Genomic DNA, 22,058 nt, shown 5'->3' with positions numbered 1-22,058 from the left:
TTTGGCAGTCTAATCAAAAATTAATGCATATATTGCAATAATGTTACACAGGGGATTATAAACCTTCCATGAAATATTTTTTGACGATCGGCTTGGTGATTCTGCTTGGGGGGATAGGGCATGCTTCTCAAACAAAAAATGACATTGAGGAACTTTACAAAGAAGGTTTTAAAAAAATTAACGAAAATCTGAATGAAGCAAAATCCTTGATTGATCGGGGATTTCAGCTCTCTTTACATAGGAAAGACCAAGCGGGCATTGCCGATGGTTACTTTTACAAAGGCTGCCTGTTTGACCGTATGATGCAGGTTGATTCGGCCATACTCTACCTCAATAAGGCCAATACGCTCTTCCATATCCTTGATAAAACTGAAAATATTCCTGATGCCTACGGTCGTTTAGGCCTGCTTTTTATCAAAAAAAGCCAGCCTCAAGAAGGTTTGCGTCATCTTATAGAAGCACTAAAGTTAGCCGAAGAATATAAAAACCCCGCAGCTCTTGTTCGCAATACCATTGTTCTGGCCATGCACCACAATGATTATACGCGTGAGTACGATGAGGCCATCAAATACCTTCAACAAGCGGAAACCTCAGCCCGGCAATTGGATGATAGAAACCTGCTTGGTCATGTTTATCTTCAATACAGCATTTCGTATAATAACAAAGGGGAGTCTGGTGAGGCCATCGAATATAGTCAACGTTCGGCAGAAGAATTTAAAGCTATTCATAGTACCTATAATCAGATGCGGGCCTTGTTTACGCTCGCTCAGGTTTACAGGGAAATCGAAGAGCCTTTAAAAATTCAGCAGGTGCTTGCTGAAATTGAACCTCTCCTTAACGAAAACTCCGATAACTTAATGAAAGCCAATTATGCAAAATTGCTTTCAGAAGCCTATTACCTTCAGGATAAGTTTGAAGAGTCATTGGTCCATGCAGAAGAAGCTAGTGAATTATTGCGGCTAGGCGGTCAGACGCAGGGAGTATTTCATATGTCCGATCTGCTTTTCCGACTTTACTATTTGCTGGGAGACCGCGCCAAGGCAGACAGCATCTACAAACAATATGCAGCGATGGATGACAGTCTTTACTCCCGCGAGCGTATGAACCTCGATGCCGATTTGCGTCAAAAATATGAGTCCGAAAAGCGAATGCAGCAAATTGAACTGCAGAATCTTGAATTAGTCCATGCAAAATATTTTCGTCAGGGTTTAATCGGCATTCTCATCCTCGCTGTTATTCTTTGTGTGGTTGTTTACGGTCGTTTACGCGAGAAAGCAAAAAACGAACGTATTCTCAATCTCAAGAACGAGAAGATTGAAAGACAATTTTCTACTTTACGGCAATTGAACGAATACAACGAAACCCTTCTACGGGAAATTCACCACCGTGTGAAAAACAATCTTCAGATTATCAGTAGCCTATTTAGTATCCAGGCCCGGAATATTCATCATCCAGAGGTGATTAACTTGATTGAGAAAAGTAAAAGCCGTTTGAAGACTATCTCCATTATCCACAACACCCTCTACAGTCAAAAGAGCCTCAATCGTATCCGTATGAGTGATTTCATCAAAGAAATAGGGGAGTCGCTATTTGAAATTTACAATGTAGATGGGTCGTTCCTAGACACTTTAGACCTCAATATTAAAGGCACCAATATCTTCCTCAATGCAGACACCTCATTGCCGGTTGGGCTTATCGTAAACGAACTGATCACTAATTCGCTAAAATACGCCTTCTCTGAAACGAATGTCAGCAGATCTGGCAACTATTCAACAAACGATGAAGATACCATGCTTATGGAAGGTGGGGAGCACAACCATCAGATTGAAATCATCATCAATAAAATCGGTGAAAGCGAATACGAACTCAAATATTCAGATAGCGGATCGGGGTTGGATGATGCGATCGATGTACAAACCAGCAAAACCACTGGTATCCGTCTAATGCGCGGACTCATACAGCAGCTCAATGGATCGATGGAATATCATAAAGACTATGCATCACATTACTTCTTGATCCGTTTCAAAGAAGCTGGATAATCTTTTCCGCAGCTCGCTTCCTAACCAAGAATAATTCTATTCCGGATAAACATCTTTATAGATATAGTTATGAAGCGACTGCGTTGTTTTTGCCAGGTCAGCTGAAAGATACCATATTTTGTCGATCATTATACCCTTGCTAGCATTATCCAACGGAAAACGTACGTGCTCTAAGGATCTCGATTTTGCTTGCAATAGATTCGTCCCTATTTCAAATAATTCAGCATAGTCGAGGTTAGTTTCAATATTCGGAACAATATCCTTCAACACGATTGCGATAAAGTCATTCTTTTTCTCCTGAACGCTTTTCATCAGCGCGCTCATCACCAGTGCTTGCCTGTTAATCCTGCCATAATCACCCCGGCCAACAGCCCGAATCCTGGAATAGGCTACCGCCTGCTTTCCGTCCAGATGCTGCATACCTGCCTTCTTTACAAAATTAGCCGGTATTCCGTCAATCCCCGCTATTTCGCCGAGATAGTTATTCAGGAATTCCACCTCATCCTCCTTCACATCAATTTCCACTCCCCCGAGCGCCTGGATGATCTTCGCCGATCCGAAGAAGTCAACACTGATATAATCCCTTATTGCCAGATCAAAGTTTTCATTAAGCGTACGTATCGCCAGTCCCGGTCCCCCCTCCAAATATGCCGCATTGATTTTATTCTTTCCCCGCGCATAAATGGAAACGTAGGTATCCCGCATAATCGATGACAATTTAACCTTGTTCGATTCCATGTCGATGCTGACCACCATAATGATGTCCGAATTGCCAAAGTCACTCGTACTCCGCCTGTCCACACCAAAAAAAGCAATGTTGATCAGCTTATTAGAAAGAGTGTCAGGCGTCTCCCATTTCGTATGCGGAATGCCCAACGCGACAGGGTTCGCTTTGATATTCATCTGGCTTTTGGTAGTTGAAGTAAAGCCCAATGCCGAAAAAATAACAAAAAGCAGTAAAGATCTTTTCATATCGATTTCAATTATTGTTCTAATAAATTTTACGTTGGTAAAGTTCTTTTAAATCAACCCATACCCAAATACTTAACTATGGGTAATCTGACCCCGATAGCAGCGGTAAAATCAGCTAGTAAATACCCATAAATAGGTATGTGCACATCCTTTTAAAACTGTTATTTTGTTAGTATGTTTATTCTTTTATTTTAGTGTCCCGAATTAAAGAACCGATTATTACTAGATTTAACCGCTATCGCTGAATGTCATTGAGTGAAAAAATATCTGGTCAAGCACCACATTTTGGGTTGAGGCACCGAATATTCAATTTGTCCGTTTTTTTTGCCGCTTTTATCTGCCTGCTTAATCTCCTGTCAAGAATGATATACAGCCAACATCGATTTCAGATTGTACTGATTATCATCATATTTGTTGTCCTGGTCATTACCTTTTATTTTTCCAGAGTACGCCGCCGATATTCACAGACCGTCGTCTTATCGAGTTCGATCATTTTGGTATCCCTGCTGGGTGTCAGTTTTTTCTATAATTCAGGCACTGACGGCAAAGTCATTGCTCTTTTGCTTCTCAGTATGATGGTTTATTTTATGACCACTACCCATATACTGACCTATATCGTCATGGCGATTCACCTGGTTTGTGTCATCGTCATTCTGACCCTACAATACTATCATCCAGATTGGATCGTTACTTATCCCACAGGCAAAGAAAGGTTGATCGATAATTTCTCCAGTGTCTTTTTTATCATCATCATTATGTATTTTGTTCTGGACGTTGTCCGCAAGGAATTTGAAAAAGAACGCGAAAACATCCGAACAAAGAACCTTTATCTCGAAGAAAAGAACCAGCTGATCCAGGATCTTCTGAAGGAACTCAACCATCGGGTCAAGAACAACCTGCAAGTTATATCCAGTCTTCTTAGCCTACAAGCCTACCGTACCAAAAATCCAGAAGCCATCACTGCTTTGCAGGAAGGGAAAAACAGACTCTTATCCATGTCTCTCCTTCATAAGAAACTATATCAAGACAACTTTTTTAATCAAATATCCGTCAGTGAATACGTCAAGGACCTGATTGACCATTCCCTTGCACATCCCGATGTCAGCTTTGACATTCATACCGAAATAGAAGACATCATGCTTACCGCTGACCAGGCCGTGCCCCTGGGACTTATGTTACATGAGATTTTTTCTGGAGTCATCCGTCCCCTTTATGACAGCTTCGATACCGACCGGCGGATTGAAATCCGTAATGATGTAAATTTCAATAGGATTTCCCTATCCATCGTTTTTTACAAATTACGGTCTGCAGGTTCTATGTCAGGCAATAAAAAGACACTCAGCACCGAGCTGATCGATATCCTCATCAAACAACTTGACGGCACCCTTTCTATCGTAGAGACCGATGAGCCGAGCACCGAAATAAACATTCGATTTAACATTAAATATTAAACAAACACATAAATAAATATCATGGAAAGAATAATGATCGTGGAAGATGAGTTTATTGTCGCACAAAGCATGTCCTTTTTTTTAGAGAGCAAAGGCTATGAAGTTTGCGCTGTAGCCGACCGCTACGAATCTGCCATACGTAGTTTTATAAGTTACAAACCCGACCTTATCTTATGCGATATCCGTCTCCGCGGAGAAAAAACCGGTATTGAAGTTATCCAAGAACTCCGTAAAAACCACGCCTTCCGCCTGATCTATGTTACAGCCCATGGCGATGAGCAACTGTTGAAAGACGCACTCGGTACCCATCCCAATGCCTTTCTTCTAAAGCCCTATACAGACCAACAACTTTTGGTAAGCGTACAGATGGCTTTCAAGACCAAAGAGTCTAACCATACCAATGTTTCCGAGCATCTCAAAGACTTTCAAACCCTGTCTAAAGCCGAGCTTCGGATTGTTGCGTTGATGGTCGAAGGGAAGTCATCAACCGAAATTGCCGACGAACTTTTTATTAGTAAGCACACCGTTGATGTTCACCGCAAAAACATCCTGCGAAAAACCAATTTCAAAAATACCGTTCAGCTGATTGTATTCGCCCTAGAACACCGTTTATTAGAAGAATACCAATAAAACAGCACCATTTTTCCCCACGCTTTCTGCAAAATACCCAGTAATGGTTATAAAGCTTAAGCGATTAGTGATGTTCTTTGTATTGTAAATAATTAACAAAGAAAAAAGAACACACAATGAAAAGGACCGTACTGGTAGTGGATGGTGAACCCTCAATCTTAGAGCTATTACATTTTATATTAGGCAAAGAATATAAAATAGCTCTTGCCAGCAGTTGTTATGAAGCACTGATCTGGTTAGAGGACAACGACACCCCCGATCTGATTATTCTCGACTTTGCAATCAAGGGTTTCGGCGGAAAAGATTTCCTGAGAACCATCAAGGTGAGCGGCATGTACCGTAACATCCCGGTTGTCATTCTTTCCCAGACCGGAGATTTCGATCCCATTGCTGCCGAGGTGCCTTATGGGGTAGATCGATTCTTCCCCAAACCTTTCAACCCCATTGAACTAAAATCATCCGTTTCCGAAATCATAGCAAGCAGACAAGAACATGGAATGGCGCGTGTCTATAACTGATCAACAACCATTTCGCAACCTGGTGTACTATGCCGGAAAACAATTTGAGAAGAACGTCTCAAAAGGACTGGACGGGCACTTCAATATCCGGTCTTATGACAACCTTCTCGAGTTAGAAGTACACCTGGGGCAATTGAATTTATTAGATACTCCGGAAATATTGATTATGGAAGTTGATGAGCGAGGGAAAGTGTTTGATGTCATCAAAAGATTAAGAAGAAGTTCTTTGACATGCGGGTTAATTATCGTGTTGTTATCAGCCAGGCATGATAGCCGATATCGGCTATTAGCTAAAGAATTACGTGTAGAAGACTATTACGAATACCCTTTTGATATTGACCATATCAATGAGCGGCTTCAATTTTTACGGAAGTTTAAACTCATCCGGTCAGATGTAAACCGATTAAAGCAGTTGCCTCCGAAGCCTTATAAGATACCTATCTTCAAGCGCCTTTTTGATATCTGTTTTTCAGCCATTACCCTTCTAATCCTGTCGCCCTTGTTTTTAATCGTCGCCATACTGATCAAGCTTGATTCACCAGGTCCGGTCTTCTATAAAAGCAAACGCGCCGGTACCGGTTACAAGATCTTTGATTTCTACAAATTCCGTAGCATGAAGTGCGGAGCCGATAAAGAGCTGGAGAAGTTAAAAAAAGAAAAAAACCAATATGATCAGTACACCAATGGCCATGCTACTAAGCCGGCAGCCTTTGTTAAGATCAAGAACGATCCCCGGATTACCAAATTCGGTCACTTTTTAAGGAATACCAGTATTGATGAACTGCCGCAGCTGTTCAACGTATTAAAAGGCGATATGTCCATCGTTGGCAACCGTCCGCTGCCCTTATACGAGGCCAAAATGCTTACCTCCAATGAGTGGTGTCAGCGATTCTTAGGGCCGGCCGGCATTACCGGACTTTGGCAAGTCACCAAAAGAGGCCGTAGTGACATGTCAGACCAAGAACGGCGAGAACTCGACAACTACTACGTACAGCACTCCTCCATTTGGTTCGATTTACGAATCATCGGTTCTACCATACCCGCATTATTGCAAAAAGAAAAAGTTTAATAACGAATTATAAACAACTAAGACAATGAAAAAAACAATACTCATATTATCGCTACTCATTTTAGCCATCATTCCTTCGCTCAGAGCACAGGAAACTTTGATGGATGAAATTAACTACAATCAACTTCAAAAGTATATTGAGATGGCTAAAGAATATTATCCTCAACGCCAGATCTTGGCTGAGCAGGAAAAGATCGCCAAAAATGACCTAAGTGCGGCAAATATTTCGTTCTTAGATCCCTTCTCCGCGTCGTATTTTTATAGACCTGATGACCAAGACGCGATCAATCCAGCAAATCCTTATCTGTACAATGGATTTCAGTTTAGTGCCGTTCTGAACTTGGGTGATTTTCTTCAGAAACCTTTTCAATCAAAATCGGCTAAGTCGAGCCTGAAAATCGCTCAATTAGAACGTCAGGCATATGACGCTGAATTAGAAAAGGAAGTTAAGAGTAGATACTACAATTATATTTTGCAGTTGAAAGCATTAAAGCTTCAGACTTCAGCAGTACAGGATGTTAATTCAACATTTATGACTCTTTCTAACCGATTTGAAAAAGGCGAGGTTACAATCGAAGAATATAACGATGCGAGAGTAACCTTAGTTGAGACTAATACTCAAAAAATACAAACCGAACTCTCTTACCTAGAGGCGAAAGATTCACTGGAGGAAATTATTGGAAGTAAAGTCAGTAATTCTCTAACAGACCCGAAATAAAGCTATTAAAATAAAAAGACATGAACTTCGACCGATTTTTTAAAGTTTTGAACCGATACAAATGGTACTTGATTTTTATACCCATTGCAACGGTTTGTCTAACATCCTATTTAGTACAAGATCTTCCAGAGGAATATACGTCTAAGGCTCTTATCTCCACTGGTCTTGTCGACCCTTCACAACAGATTTCAGTTGGTAATAATAATTTAGATTATTATACGGTTAATCAGCAATTCGAAAATATATTGAGCTTCTTACAGCTAAAAAAGAATATCAGTATTCTTTCATTTAAGCTGATGATTCATGACATTGAGAATCCTGAAAACTCTTTCAGTAATATTAATGAAACATTATCATCATTAGATTCGTCCAAACGGGTTGAGGTGGTTAACGCCTATAAAAAACTTTTATCTAGCGAAAGCATAATAACCCCCGAGGACAATGGTGTTTATCCATTATTCGATTATATAAAAGAATCAGGCTACGATGAAAAAAGTTTATTGAAGAATTTAAACATTTCTAGACAAGGTGGTAGCGATTATGTTGAAGTCGAATTCACCTCATTAGACCCGTACTTATCTGTGTTTATTGTAAATACAATGTCTAAAGATTTCATTAATAAATATAAAGAACGGTATGATAATAATCAGCATAACTCAAAAGAACTGTTAGATTCCCTATTGAAGAACAAAGAAGCATCTATGGAAGCAAAAAATGCGCAGGTTCAGAGCTTCCAGGTTCAAAATAGCGTGATTAACTTGGCGAGTCAGGCACAAGTGGTTTTTGCACAAATTACCGAAAAAGAAACGGAGCGTGCTACAACAGTGGGCGATATACAATCGTTACAAGCAGCTATTGATGGAATAGAATCGAAGCTTAAAAACCGAAACTCAAATCTTATTTCTACAAACATAGATGAAAATAATCAGATTGTTTCGATTAAAAGCCAGCTTCAGAAAGCGAATGAAAGGTATGTTGACGGTGGATTTAAACCGTCGGATGCCCAGTTAATTGATTCATTGCAAGCACGCTTGACTTTATTGATAGCATCTACTGTAACCAATACTGCATCGGACCCTAAGTTATTACGTCAAAATCTTACTCAGCAAAAATTAGACATGGAAGTGGATTTAGACCGAGCAAAAAGTCGTCTAACGGTTATAATGAAGGATTTAGGGAGTCTTAAGCAGCAATATAATAGGATGGTGCCTAATGACGCAGGAATGAAGAACTATGAACGAGAAGCCGAGGTTGCCACTAAAGAATATTTAAGTGCATTAGATATGTTTAATCAAAATAGTATGATCGCGACTACAGGGATTACTCCTCAGTTAGTGCAACCTGGTGTCGTGGGCCCCCCTGAGAGCTCAAAGAAAATATTATATATTTTGTTGTCTGGTGTGGGATCCTTAAGTACTTGCTTTTTATTTTTAATTGGATCGAGTTTATTGGATAAAAAAATAAGATCAACAGATGACTTATCTTTGGTAACCAAAACTAGGGTAATCGGTCAAATTAACAATATTGTACCGAACGACACTGATCTACGAACTGTTTGGGAGAGTGGAGAGTCAACTAATGACTACAAACTCTATAAAGATCTCACTCGCGCTTTACGATTTGAGATCGACGATGCACTCAAGAAAAATGACGATAGAATTCTAGGAATTACGGCTCTTTGCGATAATGCCGGAACATCCTTTATCTCATCTAGTCTAGCCTATTCTTTTGCTATGACACATCGTCGTGTTTTGTTAATTGGCGGTGATTTTAAATTGGAAACATCTCGAACTGCCAAGGAGCTTCCAGAAAGTCAATTATTCGATTCTTTTGTGGCTAAACGGGAAATCCGTGCTGATGACTTTATTACAAAATTAACAACTAATCCTAATAATGAATCGTTATTGGAAATTTATAACGAAGAGATTCTAAAAAAGAGCTTTGATGAGTTGCGAAAAGAGTTTGATCTGATAATAATTGATATTCAGAGCTTACAACGTATTCATCGTTCAAAGGAGTGGTTAATGTTTGTTGATAAAAGTATTGCTGTGATTCCAGCCGGCGTAAAAATTAATAATTATGAGCAACAGTTGATTTCGATGATGAATGGTCAAAGGAAATTCATGGGCTGGGTACTCAATAAAACTAAAAAAACAGATATGGGCTCCCTAAAAATGATTCATTCTAACTAAGAATCTCTTATGAACGCCTCTTTAAGAAGCTACGATGAGAAAGTTCCTTTCCTCGTCGCTAGTATTATCAGCACATTATTGCTAGTGCTACTTATACCAGTAGTTGGAGTTTTAGCGCCTGTGATGTTAATGCTTACAGGTGGAGCCATAGTGCTTTTGATTATTATTCTTAAAAATCCGTTTAATGGACTGATGAGCTTGCTTGTATATTGTTTTGTCGTCGTTTTTATTGAGAGAGAGATAGACGGGTTTCCATTGAACTACGGTGTAGAGCTACTATACTTTGTGGTATTCGTAAGTATTATTGCTAATATTAATAAATATAAACTAGCCTTACTTAACAACGACTTGTGTATTTTATTTGCCATCTGGTTTGTCATCAGTTTTCTGCAATTGTTTAATCCTTCAGGTGCGAGTCCACGGGGCTGGCTTCATGAAATCAGAACTTCAGGATTGGACTCGTTCTTTCTGACCCTGTCTGGGTTTTTGATTTTTAAATCAAAAAAGCACCTGAACTCTTTTCTTTATATTATAATAGGCCTATCTCTGCTAGCTACTTTGGACGGTGTTAAACAATTGCATTTTGGGCTATTTCCCGGTGAGCAAAATTTCTTACTAAACAGTCCATCACATTTAGTTTGGGGGAAAATACGTGTATTCTCTCTTTACGGCGACGCGGGTCAGTTCGGAGCGTCCCAGGCTCACTTGTCTGTAATTTGTGGTGTATTAGCATTAGGGCCATTCAAAATATGGAAACGAATCGCGTTATTCGTGTTGTCGATAGTGTTCTTTTATGGGATGTTAATATCGGGTACAAGAGGAGCATTTTTCGCCTTGCTTCCGGGTATTTTTATGGCAATATTCTTATTTAAAAATATAAAAGTCTTGCTTTTGGGTACGCTATTTACGCTGGTGTTTTTAGGAGGATTGAAATATACTCACATTGGCAGTTCGAATTATCATGTATTTAGGTTAAGGACAGCATTGAACCCCGAAGATCCTTCATTGAACGTACGTTTTTCCAACCAAGAAAGATTGAGCAAATATATGAAGGATTATCCATTCGGAGGAGGTCTTGGGGTAATAGGATACGCTGGACATGAATATAATCCGGGTTTGATATTCGCAACTGTGGAACCAGATAGTTATTGGGTGAAGGTATGGGCGATGTATGGAATTGTGGGGTTTACATTTTGGTTTTGTATGATGATGTATATAATTGGGAAGTCCTCTGGTATAGTATGGAGGATAAAAGATAAAGACCTCAGAGTAAAATTAATTGCACTTGCAGCTGGATTTACGGGTATAATAGCTTGTAGTTACGGCAACGAAGTTATTAATGCTTTTCCATCTTCTATAATTGTATACTTCTCTATGGTTTTTGTGTTCTTGGGGCCACAATTAGATGAAAATAATGATAAGCTGATCAATCAAATATAACTTATGCCATTCGAAATATTTTTAATCCCAGGTGTTTTAGCCGGTTTGTTCGGTTTCTATTTAGGACTGCGGAAAAGCAGAGATATGTAAAATACATTATTTAATATAATTATGTTAGTAGGTGAAGACATTGTTATAGTAGGTCAACAAGCCTGGGATACAGACATTGGTAGTAATTGTAAAAACATTGCTATGGAGCTCAGTAAGGAGAACAGAGTTCTTTATGTCAATTCTCCACTTGATAGAATAACGAAAATAAGAAGACAAAATGACCCCAAAATTCAGCGTCGGCTGCGTGTAATCAAGGGTGAACAGAATGGCTTGATCGAAGTTTCAGAAAATCTTTGGACCTTATACCCAAACATAATAATTGAGTCAATCAACTGGATTAGAATCCCAGGGATGTTCAAGTACCTAAATCGGCAAAATAATATACGTTTTTCAGAGACGATTTTTTCTGCGTTGAAATTGTTGAATTTTGAAGAATTTATACTTTTTAATGACAGCGATATGTTTCGAAGTTTTTATTTGAAAGAGCTTCTATCACCGAGCTTATCCATATATTATTCTCGTGATAATTTGATGGCCACAAAATACTGGCGAAGACATGGTCGACGGTGGGAACCTCTTCTGATAAAAAAAAGCGATATATGTGTGTCTAACTCTGAGTATTTGACCGAATACTGTAAAAGATATAATATTAATTCACATTATGTAGGTCAGGGGTGCGATATAGAGCTCTTCAAAGAATTTATTCCGGAGAATAAGCCTGAAATATTCAATGATGTGAATAAGCCTGTTATTGGATATGTTGGAGCCTTAACAGTAGAACGATTGGACATAGATATTATTCACTTTGTAGCTACGCAGCAGCCAGATCATTCAATTGTACTAGTCGGACCAGAAGACAAAGCATTTACACAAAGTAAATTACATGAGCTTCCCAATGTATATTTCGTTGGGAGAGTAGGAACAGATGAATTGCCAAGTTACATTTATTGGTTTGATGTATGTATTAACCCACAAAAAATCAATGAGCTGACAATCGGTAATTATCCTAGAAAAGTCGATGAATATTTGGTTATGGGGAAACCTGTTGTAGTAACAAGAACCGAAACAATGAATTCTTTTCGAGACCATGTTTATATCGCCTCTGATAAATATGAATTCGAAGAGAGCATTAAGCAAGCAATGAAAGAGGATAGTACCGAATTGAGAAGGAAAAGAATGGAGTTTGCCTCGTCTCACACTTGGGGTAATTCCGTAGGAAGAATTTCATGTTTAATCGACAATCATAAATCTGTGTCCGAATGAGAGTTGCACACTTGATAATGGCTCATAAAAACCCTAAACAGGTTCTTCGTTTAGTAAATGCATTGAATCACCCAGAATGTGATGTTTATTTACACTTGGATAAAAAAATCGATTCCACACCGTTTAACGCTATCGCAGAAGTTGATCGTGTATATCTTATTGAAAATAGGATAGAGTGTAATTGGGGTGGATTTAGTTTTGTAAAAGCAATAGTATCCTCCTTGAAAGAAATAGTCAATAAAGATATTGATTATGGAGTTGTCAACTTGCTAAGTGGACAGGATTATCCACTTAAATCTTCAGACCATATATACAAATATTTCTGTGATAATTCGACAAGCTGCTTTATTTCTTATGAAGAATACAATGATGATCAATGGTGGATAGAGGCGGTTACCAGATACGAGAAATATCATTTAACTGATATAAAAGTAAAAGGACGATATTTTGTTCAGTCGATTATGAATAGTTTGTTGCCGAAGAGGAAGTTTCCTGTAAAGGCTGAATTGTACGGAAGTGCGAACGCTTCATGGTGGACATTAAGTATGGAATGTGTTGTTTTTATTCTCGATTATCTAGAAGCAAACCCAAAGTTGTTGAAGTTTATGAAGTACACTTGGGGAGGTGATGAGTTTCTTTTCCCAACCATCATAATGAACTCCAAATTTAAAAATGTAGCTCGAAACGGTAATCTTCGTCATATTGTTTGGGAAAAAGGGAAAGTAAACCCTAAGATCTTAAAATCAAATGATTTGAATTCGTTAACTAATTCCAAACACATGTTTGCTAGAAAGTTTGATAGCCTTATAGACTCTAAGATCATAGATGACTTAGACAAAAATATTATAATGAAAGATACCTGCTATAATGAATAGGTTTACGAAAAAACTAAAAAATATTTATGTTCAGTCCCTATTCGGGACAGGTGGTGTATCAATTCTTTCATTTATATTATCGTTGATATTATTTCGAATTTTACCAGCCAAAGACATTGGTGTGTGGTTCTTTTTTCAAGCATCGTTAGCCTTTGTTGATACCTTTAGACAAGGGTTTCTTACTACGACGTTCGTGAAATTTTACTCTGGTAGTTCTTCTGATCGACGTAAAGAAATATTAGGCTCTACATGGTATATCGCTACAGTTATTACAGCTACTTTTCTAATTATTTCACTGCCATTCATAATTAACACCCACTATATTAAGGATCATACCTTGAATTATTTTTTGAGAAATTTCGGGATTTATATGACCGTTTCATTGCCGATGGTAATAGCTATGTGTGTTTGTCAAGGTGAATTGCAATTTGATAAATTACTTTATATTAGACTTTGTCAAGTGTCTCTTTTGATTGTACTAGTATTACTGTTATACGCTACAGAAAACGTGACATTGAATAACTTGATGTATGTGAACTTAATAAGTGTTTTCCTGACAAGTTGTTTAGTATTATTGAAAGGGCTTTCGGGAGTAAAATATTTTTTTCGACGAACCAAAAGCTGCATGAAAGAACTTATCACATTTGGCAAATATACCGTTGGGTCGTCAATTAGTACAACTTTATTCAATTTAACAAATACATATTTGATTAATTTTTTTCTAGGTTCAGCTTCGGTGGGAGTTTATAATCTAGGGTGTCGCCTGATGGAAATCGTCGAAATACCTCTGAGAAGTTTTGTGGCAACAGCATTGCCATCACTTTCAAAGCTCTATAACGAAAAAAACAAAGGTAAATTTATTGAAGTGATGAAGCAGTATATCGGTTCTATAACAATAGTTCTCCTTCCGTTCTTGTTAATAGCCTTTATATTCGCGGATGTGGCAATGAAGATAATCGGAGGGAATCAGTATGATATTGGTACAGAAAATGGAATGACTGCAGCAAATATTTTCCGAATTCTAGCATTATATTCTCTTTTTTATCCATTAGATCGATTCATGGCAGTCGCTATTGATGTTATACACAAACCGGAAATTAACTTTATAAAGGTATTGATAATGCTGATCGTAAATTTCATTGCCTGTCTGATCGCTGTTCATGTTTTAGGGAATCTCTATGGAATAGTTATAGGTAGCATATTTCCTACATTAGTGGCGGTATTCATATCCTATACCTCTCTTCAGAAATATTATATCAAATTCAACTTATACGACACATTGCTTACAGGGTATCATCTACTGAGACATGTAGCAATCAGAAATTATAAACAATTAATAGTAAAATGATTTTTCTTTCTGAAAATAGCCCTAAATACCTATATATCAGTATTACTTTTTTAAGTAATAGAATTATTTTTGGATACTAAGTTTTGAGTTATCACTTACTATAAGAATCATATAAATATATGGATGTTGTATTTTTAGGTTACATTCTGTTTCAATTACTACTTTGTGGACATTTGGTTTTTCCAACATTTCTTTCTCTTTTAGGTAAAAGAAGAAACCTGAAGTCGGAATCATGGGAAGACGAAAGTCTAATGCAGCCCGACTACGCTATTATAGTTACTTATTATGAGAGATTGGACTTTCTCTCAAGCTTAGTCGACTCTGTTAATCAGCTAAATTATGAAAATTATGTGGTATATATTGTAGCCGATAATTTTAAAGGAGAGTTTGTCGATATAGAAAACGACTTTCAGAAGATCAAATTATTATTCCCAGAGTCACCTTTAAAAAGTAATGTTAGATCTCATTTGTTTGCTTTTAATAGCTTTATTCGCGAACATGACCGGATTACAATTATCGATGGAGATAACTTGATCCATCCCGATTATTTAGTGAATCTAAATCGAGCATTTGATAGAGGTTTTATAGCAGTTCAGGGTTCAAGGTATCCTAAAAATCTAGACACTGATTATGCACGTTTAGATGCGGTCGGCGACTTGTATTATCGATATACAGATCGAAAATTATTATTTGAAGCTGGTTCTTCATCAACCCTTTCGGGTTCCGGTATGGCTTTCGAGAAAGTTGTTTACGAAAATTTTATTGCGAATTATACTATGGAAGGTGCTGGTTTTGATAAGGTCTTACAGTACGAGTTAGTGAAGAATAAATATCGAATAGCATTTTGTGGCGAGGCAATCGTATATGATCACAAAACTGATAATTCTGACCAACTAGTAAAACAACGCGCAAGGTGGATGAGTACCTGGTTCCGAACATATAAACATGCGAATGTTTTGTTTTTTAAGTCAATAAAGGCCCTAGATTTAAATGGTTTCTTATTTAGTATTGTCCTTTTAAGACCACCGCTTTTTATTATAATACTGCTGGCAATTCTCTTTACTGTTTTTAATATAATATATGTGCCTTTTCTGCTTTTGATCTGGACGATAGCTGGGGCATCTTTTTTTAAAACTTTTTTTAATGGAATCAAAGAGCTTGGTGCTACCGACTCAATGTTGTCATCGATTAAAAGGTCGTACAGGTTTATTTTTAGTCAATTTTTAGCATTGCTTAATATTAGGAGAGCGAACAAGTTATCGGTTGCCACCGATCATACGTTAAAATTAAAAAAGGAAAACAAGATCATAAGATGAAAATATTACACGCGATAAGGCAGGGCGAGTTCGGTGGAGGAGAGACACATGTTATGGATCTTGTAAAAGGTATGCAATATAGCTTTTATGAATCATTTGTAGTTGCTTTTTCGGAAGGTCAGATGGTCGAAGAGTTAAGATTAATGGGTGTTCCTGTTTTTGTAATTCATACGAAAAGTCCTTTTGATATTTGGGTATGGCAAAAAGTTGGCCAAATAATAAAGGATAATAATATCAATATCTTACACGCACATGGCACAAGAGCTTTTTCCAATACGTTTTATTCAGCTAAACGTCTTTCAATCCCCGTTATTTATACTGTTCACGGGTGGTCCTTTCATGCAGATCAGAACAAAATTGTAAGATGGTTTAGAAAGAAAAGTGAAGGGTTCTTAATCAGCAAAGCAAACACGACTGTTTTTGTTTCAGAAGCAAATAGTAAAGAAGGTAAAACCTACTACGGTAACTTTAATTCTGTGATTATCCGAAACGGAATTGATCACACCAAATTCAATGTAGACGGATTACAAGGTAAATTAAGAGAAGAGCTTTCTGTGTCTGATAATACTTTTTTATTGGGGTTTATCGCAAGAATTACGAAACAAAAAAACTTGATCTCACTATTGAATGCAATTGCACTATTGCCTAAAGAGTATGATATTAAATTGATAATAGCGGGTGACGGTGATTTGAAGGAAGAGATGGAAAAGAAGGCCCAAGAACTTGATATTGCTGACAAGACTATTTTCCTGAATTATAGAAGTGATATTCGAAATATTTTGAATTCTATCGATGTATATTGTCTGCCTTCCTTATGGGAGGGATTGTCAATAGGGCTTCTAGAGGCTATGTCGATGCGTAAGGCTGTGATTGTTAGTGATATAGAAACTAATACAGAGGTGGTTAAGCATATGTACAATGGGTTTGTTTCTAGACCTTCCGCTGAAGAATTAGGGACGGGGATTTCAACCTTATATAAAAGTCGAGCGTTAAGAGAAAAACTTGCTACAAATGCTTATAAAACAATCCTAGAAGAATTCCAACTCGAGATGATGGTTGAAAAGGTAAAGTCTGTTTATTCTGCTCTCAACAATAGAAAAGAATATATTGATACAGAACATATTGACTCTAGAAAAACAATAGCGTTATGACCAGAAAACAGATGTTACTCTATCTAGTAATTTTTTTGTTTACAACCATGTTTGGATGGATGACGTTAAGATTCTATGATATCAAGAGTAGATTGCTACATAAACCTCTCGCGAGTATGAAGGAATTAATTTCAAGCATATCAGACGTAATCATTCCCAAGACCGATACTCCCGGTGCCGCTGAAGCTGGTGTTGCAGACTATATTGTTAAAGTCGGAAGCACCTGTATTTCTGATAGAGAGAGAATTGGCCTGATTAAGGGACTAGAAATATTGGAGAAATATAGTTATCAAACCTATTCTTCTTCCTTTACCGATTGCTCAGATAGTCAAAAAATAGAAATATTATCATATTTTGAAAAGAAGTCGACATACGGAGTCATAATCTTTGATAAGGTATACCGTAAATTATGGGGCCGACCTTTCTTTTCAATAATCAAAGAGTTAACGGTTTTCGGTTATTGCAGATCAAAGCTGGGTGCAACAAAGGGATTGTCATATGATCATATTCCAGTGGACTTTTTATCTTGTATTCCATTGAAAAATCGACAAAAATCTTGGGCAACTAAATAATGAACGATGTTCAATATTACTCAAAAAAAGGAGATTTATGATGCAATTGTAATTGGATCTGGTATAAGTGGAGGCTGGGCTGCGATGGAGTTGTGCAAAGGAGGACTTAAAACGCTTGTATTGGAGCGTGGTAGAGATGTTAAACACATTGAAGATTATCCAACTGCTAATTTGAAGCCTTGGGAATTTGAGCATGGACTAGATAATACCCTTTTGGATAGCCAAAACGACCCAATACAAAGTATTGCCTACGACGCCAGTAACAAACACTTCTTTGTGCGCGATTCAGAACATCCGTATATTCAAGAAAAGCCATTTAACTGGTTTCGCGGATATCAGGTTGGAGGGCGATCTTTGGTTTGGGGTAGACAATGTTATCGACTCAGTGATTTAGATTTTGAGGCAAATCTTAATGATGGTATTGGAATTGACTGGCCAATTAGGTATCGAGATTTGAGATATTGGTACGATCACGTGGAAAAGTTCATTGGTGTTAGTGGAAAAAAGGAAGGGTTAGTCCAATTACCTGACGGTGAATTCTTGCCGGCCATGGAACTGAATTGCATCGAGGAACATTTGGCAAGATCGTTAAAAAACAATCATGATGACCGAATCTTAACCATCGCTCGAGTTGCTAATTTAACTAAAGATTGGAAAGGGAGAGGGCGATGTCTAAATCGAAATCTTTGTTCGAGAGGTTGTCCGTTCGGTGCTTACTTTAGTAGCAATTCATCGACTCTTCCGGCGGCTTTTGCTACAGGTAACCTGAGCTTACGTCCGTTTTCAGTCGTATCTGAAATTATTTATAACGACGAGACTCAACGTGCTGAAGGAGTAAAGGTAATTGATGCGCTTAGTGGAGAGGAGTACGAATTTTATGCAAGAGTGGTTTTTGTCAACGCTTCTACCATTGCAACCGCGGCGTTACTATTGAATTCCCAATCGAATAGGTTTCCCCAAGGTTTGGGAAATGACAGTGGACAGTTAGGCCACAATTTAATGGATCACCATTCATCAGCAGGAGCATCTGGAGTTTTTGAGGGTTATAAGGACAGTTATTATAAAGGTCGAAGGCCGTGTGGTTTTTTAATCCCCAGATATAGAAACTTGAATGGAGGTAGACAAATGGGTTATCGTCGAGGATATAATTTACAGGGTCATGGAGAACGTCAAGAATGGATGGACAGATATTATAATACTTCAGGTTTCGGTGCTAAATTTAAAGAAACGATAACTACGCCTGGACCGTGGACTGTTTGGATGGCTGGGTGGGGAGAATGTCTTCCATATTTTGAGAATAAGATAGTTTTAGATAAACAAAAAAAAGATAAATGGGGGTTACCTTTGATAAGAATCTCATTTTCGTTTCAAGAGAATGAGCGATTGATGATGGAAGATATCCAAAGTTCGGCGGCTAAAATGCTTCGCGATGCCGGTTTCGAAAATGTTCATGAATTCAATTATAATCACGTTGGTGGTTCTACCGTTCATGAAATGGGAACAGCGCGAATGGGACTTGATCCGAAAACTTCGGTTTTAAATAAGTTCAATCAAGTTCATTCTGTAAAAAATGTATTTATAACTGATGGTAGTTGTATGACTTCATCTGCATGTCAAAACCCATCACTGACGTACATGGCTCTAACAGCGAGAGCTTGCCGTCATGCAATTGAGGAGATGAAAAAAAACAACCTTTAATAGCTCCATATCGAGATGTGCTATCAAAGGTCGTTAGAACTAAATTAGTGAATGCTATAATGAGGCACCTACTCCGGAAATTTTAGAAGTAAATGTAGTCAGATCACGAACGGCTTCTTGCGTATTTTTGAAATAGTGATTGTTTGATTGTTTAGTTATTTTTGTTGTTGACGCATCTGCCATATTATGTATAAGAACATCGTCACGCATGTCAAAACCTAAATTATTATATATTTCAACATTGCCATGTGTTCTATAAAGGTCAAGTAATCTGCCTTCGAAGAACTTCGGCTCTCCTGTATTGAGTTTTCCTACGGTATTATTATAAACTTTCGCGTTAGCTGGTTTGAAGCTCGAAAGATTTTCTGTAGAAGGCGGAACTTGTAGCTCAAAAGCACTATATCTTGTCGAGTTGTAGGCTACATTATTGTAAATTTCAACAATAGCTGGTTTTGTAATACTAAAGAGCCATGCTCGTACTAAATTTCCTTGGAAGTTTGTGGCTTTATTGTTAAATATTTTACCATTGCCTTGCGCGTAAAATATACCTGTATGGTTGTTTGCTCCATTAGGATATTTATCACTTGCATTCACATTGTCTATTACGTTATTAGACATCTCATAATCTTCGGCACAGCCAACGCTAGTGAGTCCATTTAAATAAGGAGAATTGACGACTTTAGAATTCGTTAGTTTGAAGTTCTTTATTAGTCCGTAAAAGCCATCATTTTGGATCCCTCCTTGACTAATAAATAATGTTCCAATATTCTCTGCATGTATATTTGTTAAGTGAATATTGTTGCTAAAACTAGAGGTTGACCCATCATATTTCTTATTGATATCGAATCTCACTCTGACCTCTCCCCATATTTAGGAGTCTTCTAAAATAGAAAGTTCTGCTGTTTTGACCTGCTTTTCGATGTACATTTCGGGTGTCAGATCCCCCAGACAGCTATGGGGCCGGAAGGTGTTATATTCCTCCCTCCAGACTTCGATTTTCTCCTTCGCGTCTTCCAATGACAGAAACCAGTTCACATTCAGGCATTCGTCCCGAAAGCTCCCGTTGAAGGACTCAATATACGGATTATCCGTCGGTTTGCCCGGTCTGGAAAAAATTAATTCAACCCGGTGTTCATAAGCCCATCTATCGACATCCTTTGAAATGAACTCCGATCCATTATCCACCTGGATCCTCTTCGGCTTTGCCCCCTGGAACAGCCTGAGCCCTTCCAGTACAGCTACCACATCCTTCCCCTTAAGCCCTTGCCCGGTCTGGATAGCCATACATTTACGGCTATAATTATCCACTACAGTTAAGCAGCGGATCTTCCGGCCGTCAAACAGCGCATCAGCCACGAAATCCATGCTCCAGCAATCGTGTAAACTGGAGAAAGCCGGTTTTTCCGAGCGGTGCGAGGCAGCTCGGCAACGCCGGGGGCGCTTCACACGCAGGTTTAGCCCCTCTTCCTTATAAATGCGGTAAACACGTTTATGGTTATCCTTCCAACCTTCCCGTTTCAATAGGACCACGATGCGTTCAATGCCATAACGCACACGGGTCTCGGCAATGCCCCGTATTCGCTGGCGAAGCGGGCCATCATTGCTGCGAACGTTTTTATAATACCAGACCGAAGTGCTCAGTAGGGATACTTGGCACGCCCGGCGTAATGAGACACGGTAATCCGATACAAGGTCTTTGACCATCTTTCTGCGCTGGGCGGGTTTCAGTACTTTTTTTTTAACACATCCTGCAGCATCTGCTTGTCCAGGCTCAGATCAGCGACCAGCTTCTTCAGCTGTGCATTTTCCTCTTCCAGTTGGCGTAACCGACGCAATTCTGCGACTCCCAAGCCACCGTATTTTTTCTTCCAATTGTAAAATGTGGCCTCGCTGATCCCCATTTTCCTGCAGACTTCCTCCACACGGGTGCCGGTCTCGGCCTGCTTGATCGCAAAGGCGATCTGGGCTTCGGTAAACTTCGATTTTTTCATCTGTGTTCCTCCTGTTTAAAATTAGTAATTCAATCCGTTTTTCTCTAATTTTAAATACTCCGGTTTTTAGGGGAGAGGTCAACTCCATAATTATTGATATTTTTTAATTTAATATTACTTAGAGTTAGATTGTTGGCAGAGGTGTGAACGTAAATGGCTGCCTGGTCATAATCGTGTATTTCTATTCCACTTAAAGTTAAATTATCAACATTCCCAATATCTACGTTTCCATTGGTGACTTTCACTTTACCTAATCCATCAATACTGACGTTTTTAATGTTCTGAAAACGGAGAGCTGTGTAGGTGCCCTCTTTTATTGTATACTTTTTATCAGAAATGTCTCTCAGCTCTAAAACTCCTGAACCTTTTCCTATCAACTCACTTTGAGATATTGTTTCGGACTTGTTTTGAGAGGTATTTGCTGTAAGGCTATCGATAGTTGATCTTTCTTCCTCAACTGGTTTCGCTGGTGCCAACTGCTCTCTTTCACACGATAACAGTCCAACAATCAGAATACTAAATAAAAAACCCATTTTTCGTGTATTCTTTAAATACTTAAAATTACCCATAATACTTTATACTAACATTTAATTTGAAAACATCGCAAATGTAGTATATAATAATTATTAAAGAAAATAACTTTCTGTGTACATCAAAAAATTTACATTTTACTTATAATGTGTAGTTCTTCTTTTCTTTGTTGCTACATCACTATATTGTAGTTGATCCTCTTTTCTCACGTTGTGAGAATTTGTATTCAGAGT

Annotated in this window: 19 protein-coding genes; 15 read left to right on the top strand and 4 right to left on the bottom strand. The window is 38.2% G+C overall.

The features are described 5' to 3' along the window. Positions 1 to 68 precede the first annotated feature (68 nt). The gene (locus D3P12_RS13540; protein ID WP_118196362.1) at positions 69 to 2,039 is read left to right on the top strand and encodes a sensor histidine kinase; all 1,971 of its coding nucleotides are present in this window, start codon (positions 69 to 71) and stop codon (positions 2,037 to 2,039) included. A 36-nt stretch (positions 2,040 to 2,075) separates the two neighbouring features. Here D3P12_RS13540 and D3P12_RS13535 read toward each other — a convergent pair whose 3' ends face one another. Next, positions 2,076 to 3,011 carry an LCP family protein gene (locus D3P12_RS13535; protein WP_118196361.1) on the bottom strand — a complete coding sequence of 312 codons (936 nt, stop codon included), beginning with the start codon at positions 3,009 to 3,011 and terminating at the stop codon, positions 2,076 to 2,078. Between the two features lie 362 nt (positions 3,012 to 3,373). Between D3P12_RS13535 and D3P12_RS13530 the strand changes: the two genes are divergently transcribed. The 14 genes from D3P12_RS13530 to D3P12_RS13465 all read left to right on the top strand — a co-directional run bounded on the left by D3P12_RS13530 (position 3,374) and on the right by D3P12_RS13465 (position 19,303). Continuing rightward, positions 3,374 to 4,462, top strand: a complete 1,089-nt coding sequence (locus tag D3P12_RS13530) for a sensor histidine kinase (RefSeq protein WP_157970356.1) — start codon at positions 3,374 to 3,376, stop codon at positions 4,460 to 4,462. Between the two features lie 21 nt (positions 4,463 to 4,483). Next, entirely contained in the window at positions 4,484 to 5,092 is a 609-nt protein-coding gene (locus D3P12_RS13525; protein WP_118196357.1) for a response regulator transcription factor, read from the top strand. Positions 5,093 to 5,208: 116 nt separating this feature from the next. Next, a complete protein-coding gene (locus D3P12_RS13520; RefSeq protein ID WP_118196355.1) occupies positions 5,209 to 5,610 on the top strand; it encodes a response regulator in 402 nt (133 codons plus the stop codon). Beyond that, a complete protein-coding gene (locus D3P12_RS13515) occupies positions 5,585 to 6,679 on the top strand; it encodes a sugar transferase (RefSeq protein ID WP_118196353.1) in 1,095 nt (364 codons plus the stop codon). Before D3P12_RS13520 ends, D3P12_RS13515 begins: the two co-directional genes overlap by 26 nt. Positions 6,680 to 6,704: 25 nt before the next feature. After that, complete coding sequence (locus D3P12_RS13510; RefSeq protein ID WP_118196351.1) at positions 6,705 to 7,397, top strand: TolC family protein; 693 nt, start codon at positions 6,705 to 6,707, stop codon at positions 7,395 to 7,397. A gap of 47 nt (positions 7,398 to 7,444) precedes the next feature. Beyond that, entirely contained in the window at positions 7,445 to 9,589 is a 2,145-nt protein-coding gene (locus tag D3P12_RS13505; RefSeq protein ID WP_157970355.1) for an exopolysaccharide transport family protein, read from the top strand. Positions 9,590 to 9,598: 9 nt separating this feature from the next. Beyond that, the gene (locus tag D3P12_RS13500) at positions 9,599 to 11,029 is read left to right on the top strand and encodes an O-antigen ligase family protein (protein WP_118196347.1); all 1,431 of its coding nucleotides are present in this window, start codon (positions 9,599 to 9,601) and stop codon (positions 11,027 to 11,029) included. 111 nt (positions 11,030 to 11,140) lie between these two features. After that, the gene (locus D3P12_RS13495) at positions 11,141 to 12,343 is read left to right on the top strand and encodes a glycosyltransferase (RefSeq protein WP_118196345.1); all 1,203 of its coding nucleotides are present in this window, start codon (positions 11,141 to 11,143) and stop codon (positions 12,341 to 12,343) included. Then, entirely contained in the window at positions 12,340 to 13,218 is an 879-nt protein-coding gene (locus D3P12_RS13490) for a beta-1,6-N-acetylglucosaminyltransferase (RefSeq protein ID WP_118196343.1), read from the top strand. The genes D3P12_RS13495 and D3P12_RS13490 overlap by 4 nt, the downstream gene beginning before the upstream one ends. Continuing rightward, positions 13,211 to 14,566 carry a lipopolysaccharide biosynthesis protein gene (locus D3P12_RS13485; RefSeq protein ID WP_118196341.1) on the top strand — a complete coding sequence of 452 codons (1,356 nt, stop codon included), beginning with the start codon at positions 13,211 to 13,213 and terminating at the stop codon, positions 14,564 to 14,566. The genes D3P12_RS13490 and D3P12_RS13485 overlap by 8 nt, the downstream gene beginning before the upstream one ends. A gap of 119 nt (positions 14,567 to 14,685) precedes the next feature. Then, a complete protein-coding gene (locus D3P12_RS13480; RefSeq protein ID WP_118196339.1) occupies positions 14,686 to 15,882 on the top strand; it encodes a glycosyltransferase in 1,197 nt (398 codons plus the stop codon). Continuing rightward, the gene (locus D3P12_RS13475; protein WP_118196337.1) at positions 15,879 to 17,033 is read left to right on the top strand and encodes a glycosyltransferase family 4 protein; all 1,155 of its coding nucleotides are present in this window, start codon (positions 15,879 to 15,881) and stop codon (positions 17,031 to 17,033) included. The genes D3P12_RS13480 and D3P12_RS13475 overlap by 4 nt, the downstream gene beginning before the upstream one ends. Positions 17,034 to 17,149: 116 nt before the next feature. Beyond that, positions 17,150 to 17,605, top strand: coding sequence for a gluconate 2-dehydrogenase subunit 3 family protein (locus tag D3P12_RS13470; RefSeq protein ID WP_157970354.1), 456 nt, complete (start codon positions 17,150 to 17,152; stop codon positions 17,603 to 17,605). A 6-nt stretch (positions 17,606 to 17,611) separates the two neighbouring features. Then, positions 17,612 to 19,303 (top strand): GMC oxidoreductase, encoded by a 1,692-nt coding sequence (locus D3P12_RS13465; RefSeq protein ID WP_118196333.1) that lies wholly within the window; start codon positions 17,612 to 17,614, stop codon positions 19,301 to 19,303. A gap of 54 nt (positions 19,304 to 19,357) precedes the next feature. Here the strand turns inward: D3P12_RS13465 and D3P12_RS13460 are convergent, their stop codons facing one another. From D3P12_RS13460 to D3P12_RS13450, 3 genes are all read right to left on the bottom strand, one after another. Beyond that, entirely contained in the window at positions 19,358 to 20,155 is a 798-nt protein-coding gene (locus tag D3P12_RS13460) for a hypothetical protein (RefSeq protein ID WP_118196331.1), read from the bottom strand. Positions 20,156 to 20,173: 18 nt separating this feature from the next. Further along, positions 20,174 to 21,294, bottom strand: a protein-coding gene (locus D3P12_RS13455) for an IS3 family transposase (protein ID WP_118196329.1) whose coding sequence is annotated in 2 segments (ribosomal slippage) — positions 20,174 to 21,042 and positions 21,042 to 21,294 — 1,122 coding nt in all. Because the reading frame shifts where the segments join, the coding sequence is not laid out codon by codon here. Between the two features lie 50 nt (positions 21,295 to 21,344). Beyond that, complete coding sequence (locus D3P12_RS13450) at positions 21,345 to 21,863, bottom strand: hypothetical protein (protein ID WP_118196328.1); 519 nt, start codon at positions 21,861 to 21,863, stop codon at positions 21,345 to 21,347. Between the last annotated feature and the right edge of the window lie 195 nt (positions 21,864 to 22,058).

Origin of the sequence: Pedobacter indicus, from assembly GCF_003449035.1 — a bacterium.
GTDB classification, from domain to species: Bacteria; Bacteroidota; Bacteroidia; order Sphingobacteriales; family Sphingobacteriaceae; genus Albibacterium; species Albibacterium indicum.
The sequence above is the reverse complement of the archived record's forward strand: the minus strand, read 5'-3'. Positions and strand labels throughout refer to the sequence as shown.

Coding starts and splice junctions, on each gene's coding strand:
- D3P12_RS13500 (WP_118196347.1), top strand. CDS start 9,599: ATGAACGCCTCTTTAAGAAGCTACGATGAGAAAGTTCCTTTCCTCGTC.
- D3P12_RS13510 (WP_118196351.1), top strand. CDS start 6,705: ATGAAAAAAACAATACTCATATTATCGCTACTCATTTTAGCCATCATT.
- D3P12_RS13520 (WP_118196355.1), top strand. CDS start 5,209: ATGAAAAGGACCGTACTGGTAGTGGATGGTGAACCCTCAATCTTAGAG.
- D3P12_RS13470 (WP_157970354.1), top strand. CDS start 17,150: ATGAAGGAATTAATTTCAAGCATATCAGACGTAATCATTCCCAAGACC.
- D3P12_RS13490 (WP_118196343.1), top strand. CDS start 12,340: ATGAGAGTTGCACACTTGATAATGGCTCATAAAAACCCTAAACAGGTT.
- D3P12_RS13530 (WP_157970356.1), top strand. CDS start 3,374: ATGATATACAGCCAACATCGATTTCAGATTGTACTGATTATCATCATA.
- D3P12_RS13525 (WP_118196357.1), top strand. CDS start 4,484: ATGGAAAGAATAATGATCGTGGAAGATGAGTTTATTGTCGCACAAAGC.
- D3P12_RS13450 (WP_118196328.1), bottom strand. CDS start 21,863: ATGGGTAATTTTAAGTATTTAAAGAATACACGAAAAATGGGTTTTTTA.
- D3P12_RS13465 (WP_118196333.1), top strand. CDS start 17,612: ATGTTCAATATTACTCAAAAAAAGGAGATTTATGATGCAATTGTAATT.
- D3P12_RS13495 (WP_118196345.1), top strand. CDS start 11,141: ATGTTAGTAGGTGAAGACATTGTTATAGTAGGTCAACAAGCCTGGGAT.
- D3P12_RS13540 (WP_118196362.1), top strand. CDS start 69: ATGAAATATTTTTTGACGATCGGCTTGGTGATTCTGCTTGGGGGGATA.
- D3P12_RS13485 (WP_118196341.1), top strand. CDS start 13,211: ATGAATAGGTTTACGAAAAAACTAAAAAATATTTATGTTCAGTCCCTA.
- D3P12_RS13480 (WP_118196339.1), top strand. CDS start 14,686: ATGGATGTTGTATTTTTAGGTTACATTCTGTTTCAATTACTACTTTGT.
- D3P12_RS13515 (WP_118196353.1), top strand. CDS start 5,585: ATGGAATGGCGCGTGTCTATAACTGATCAACAACCATTTCGCAACCTG.
- D3P12_RS13475 (WP_118196337.1), top strand. CDS start 15,879: ATGAAAATATTACACGCGATAAGGCAGGGCGAGTTCGGTGGAGGAGAG.
- D3P12_RS13535 (WP_118196361.1), bottom strand. CDS start 3,011: ATGAAAAGATCTTTACTGCTTTTTGTTATTTTTTCGGCATTGGGCTTT.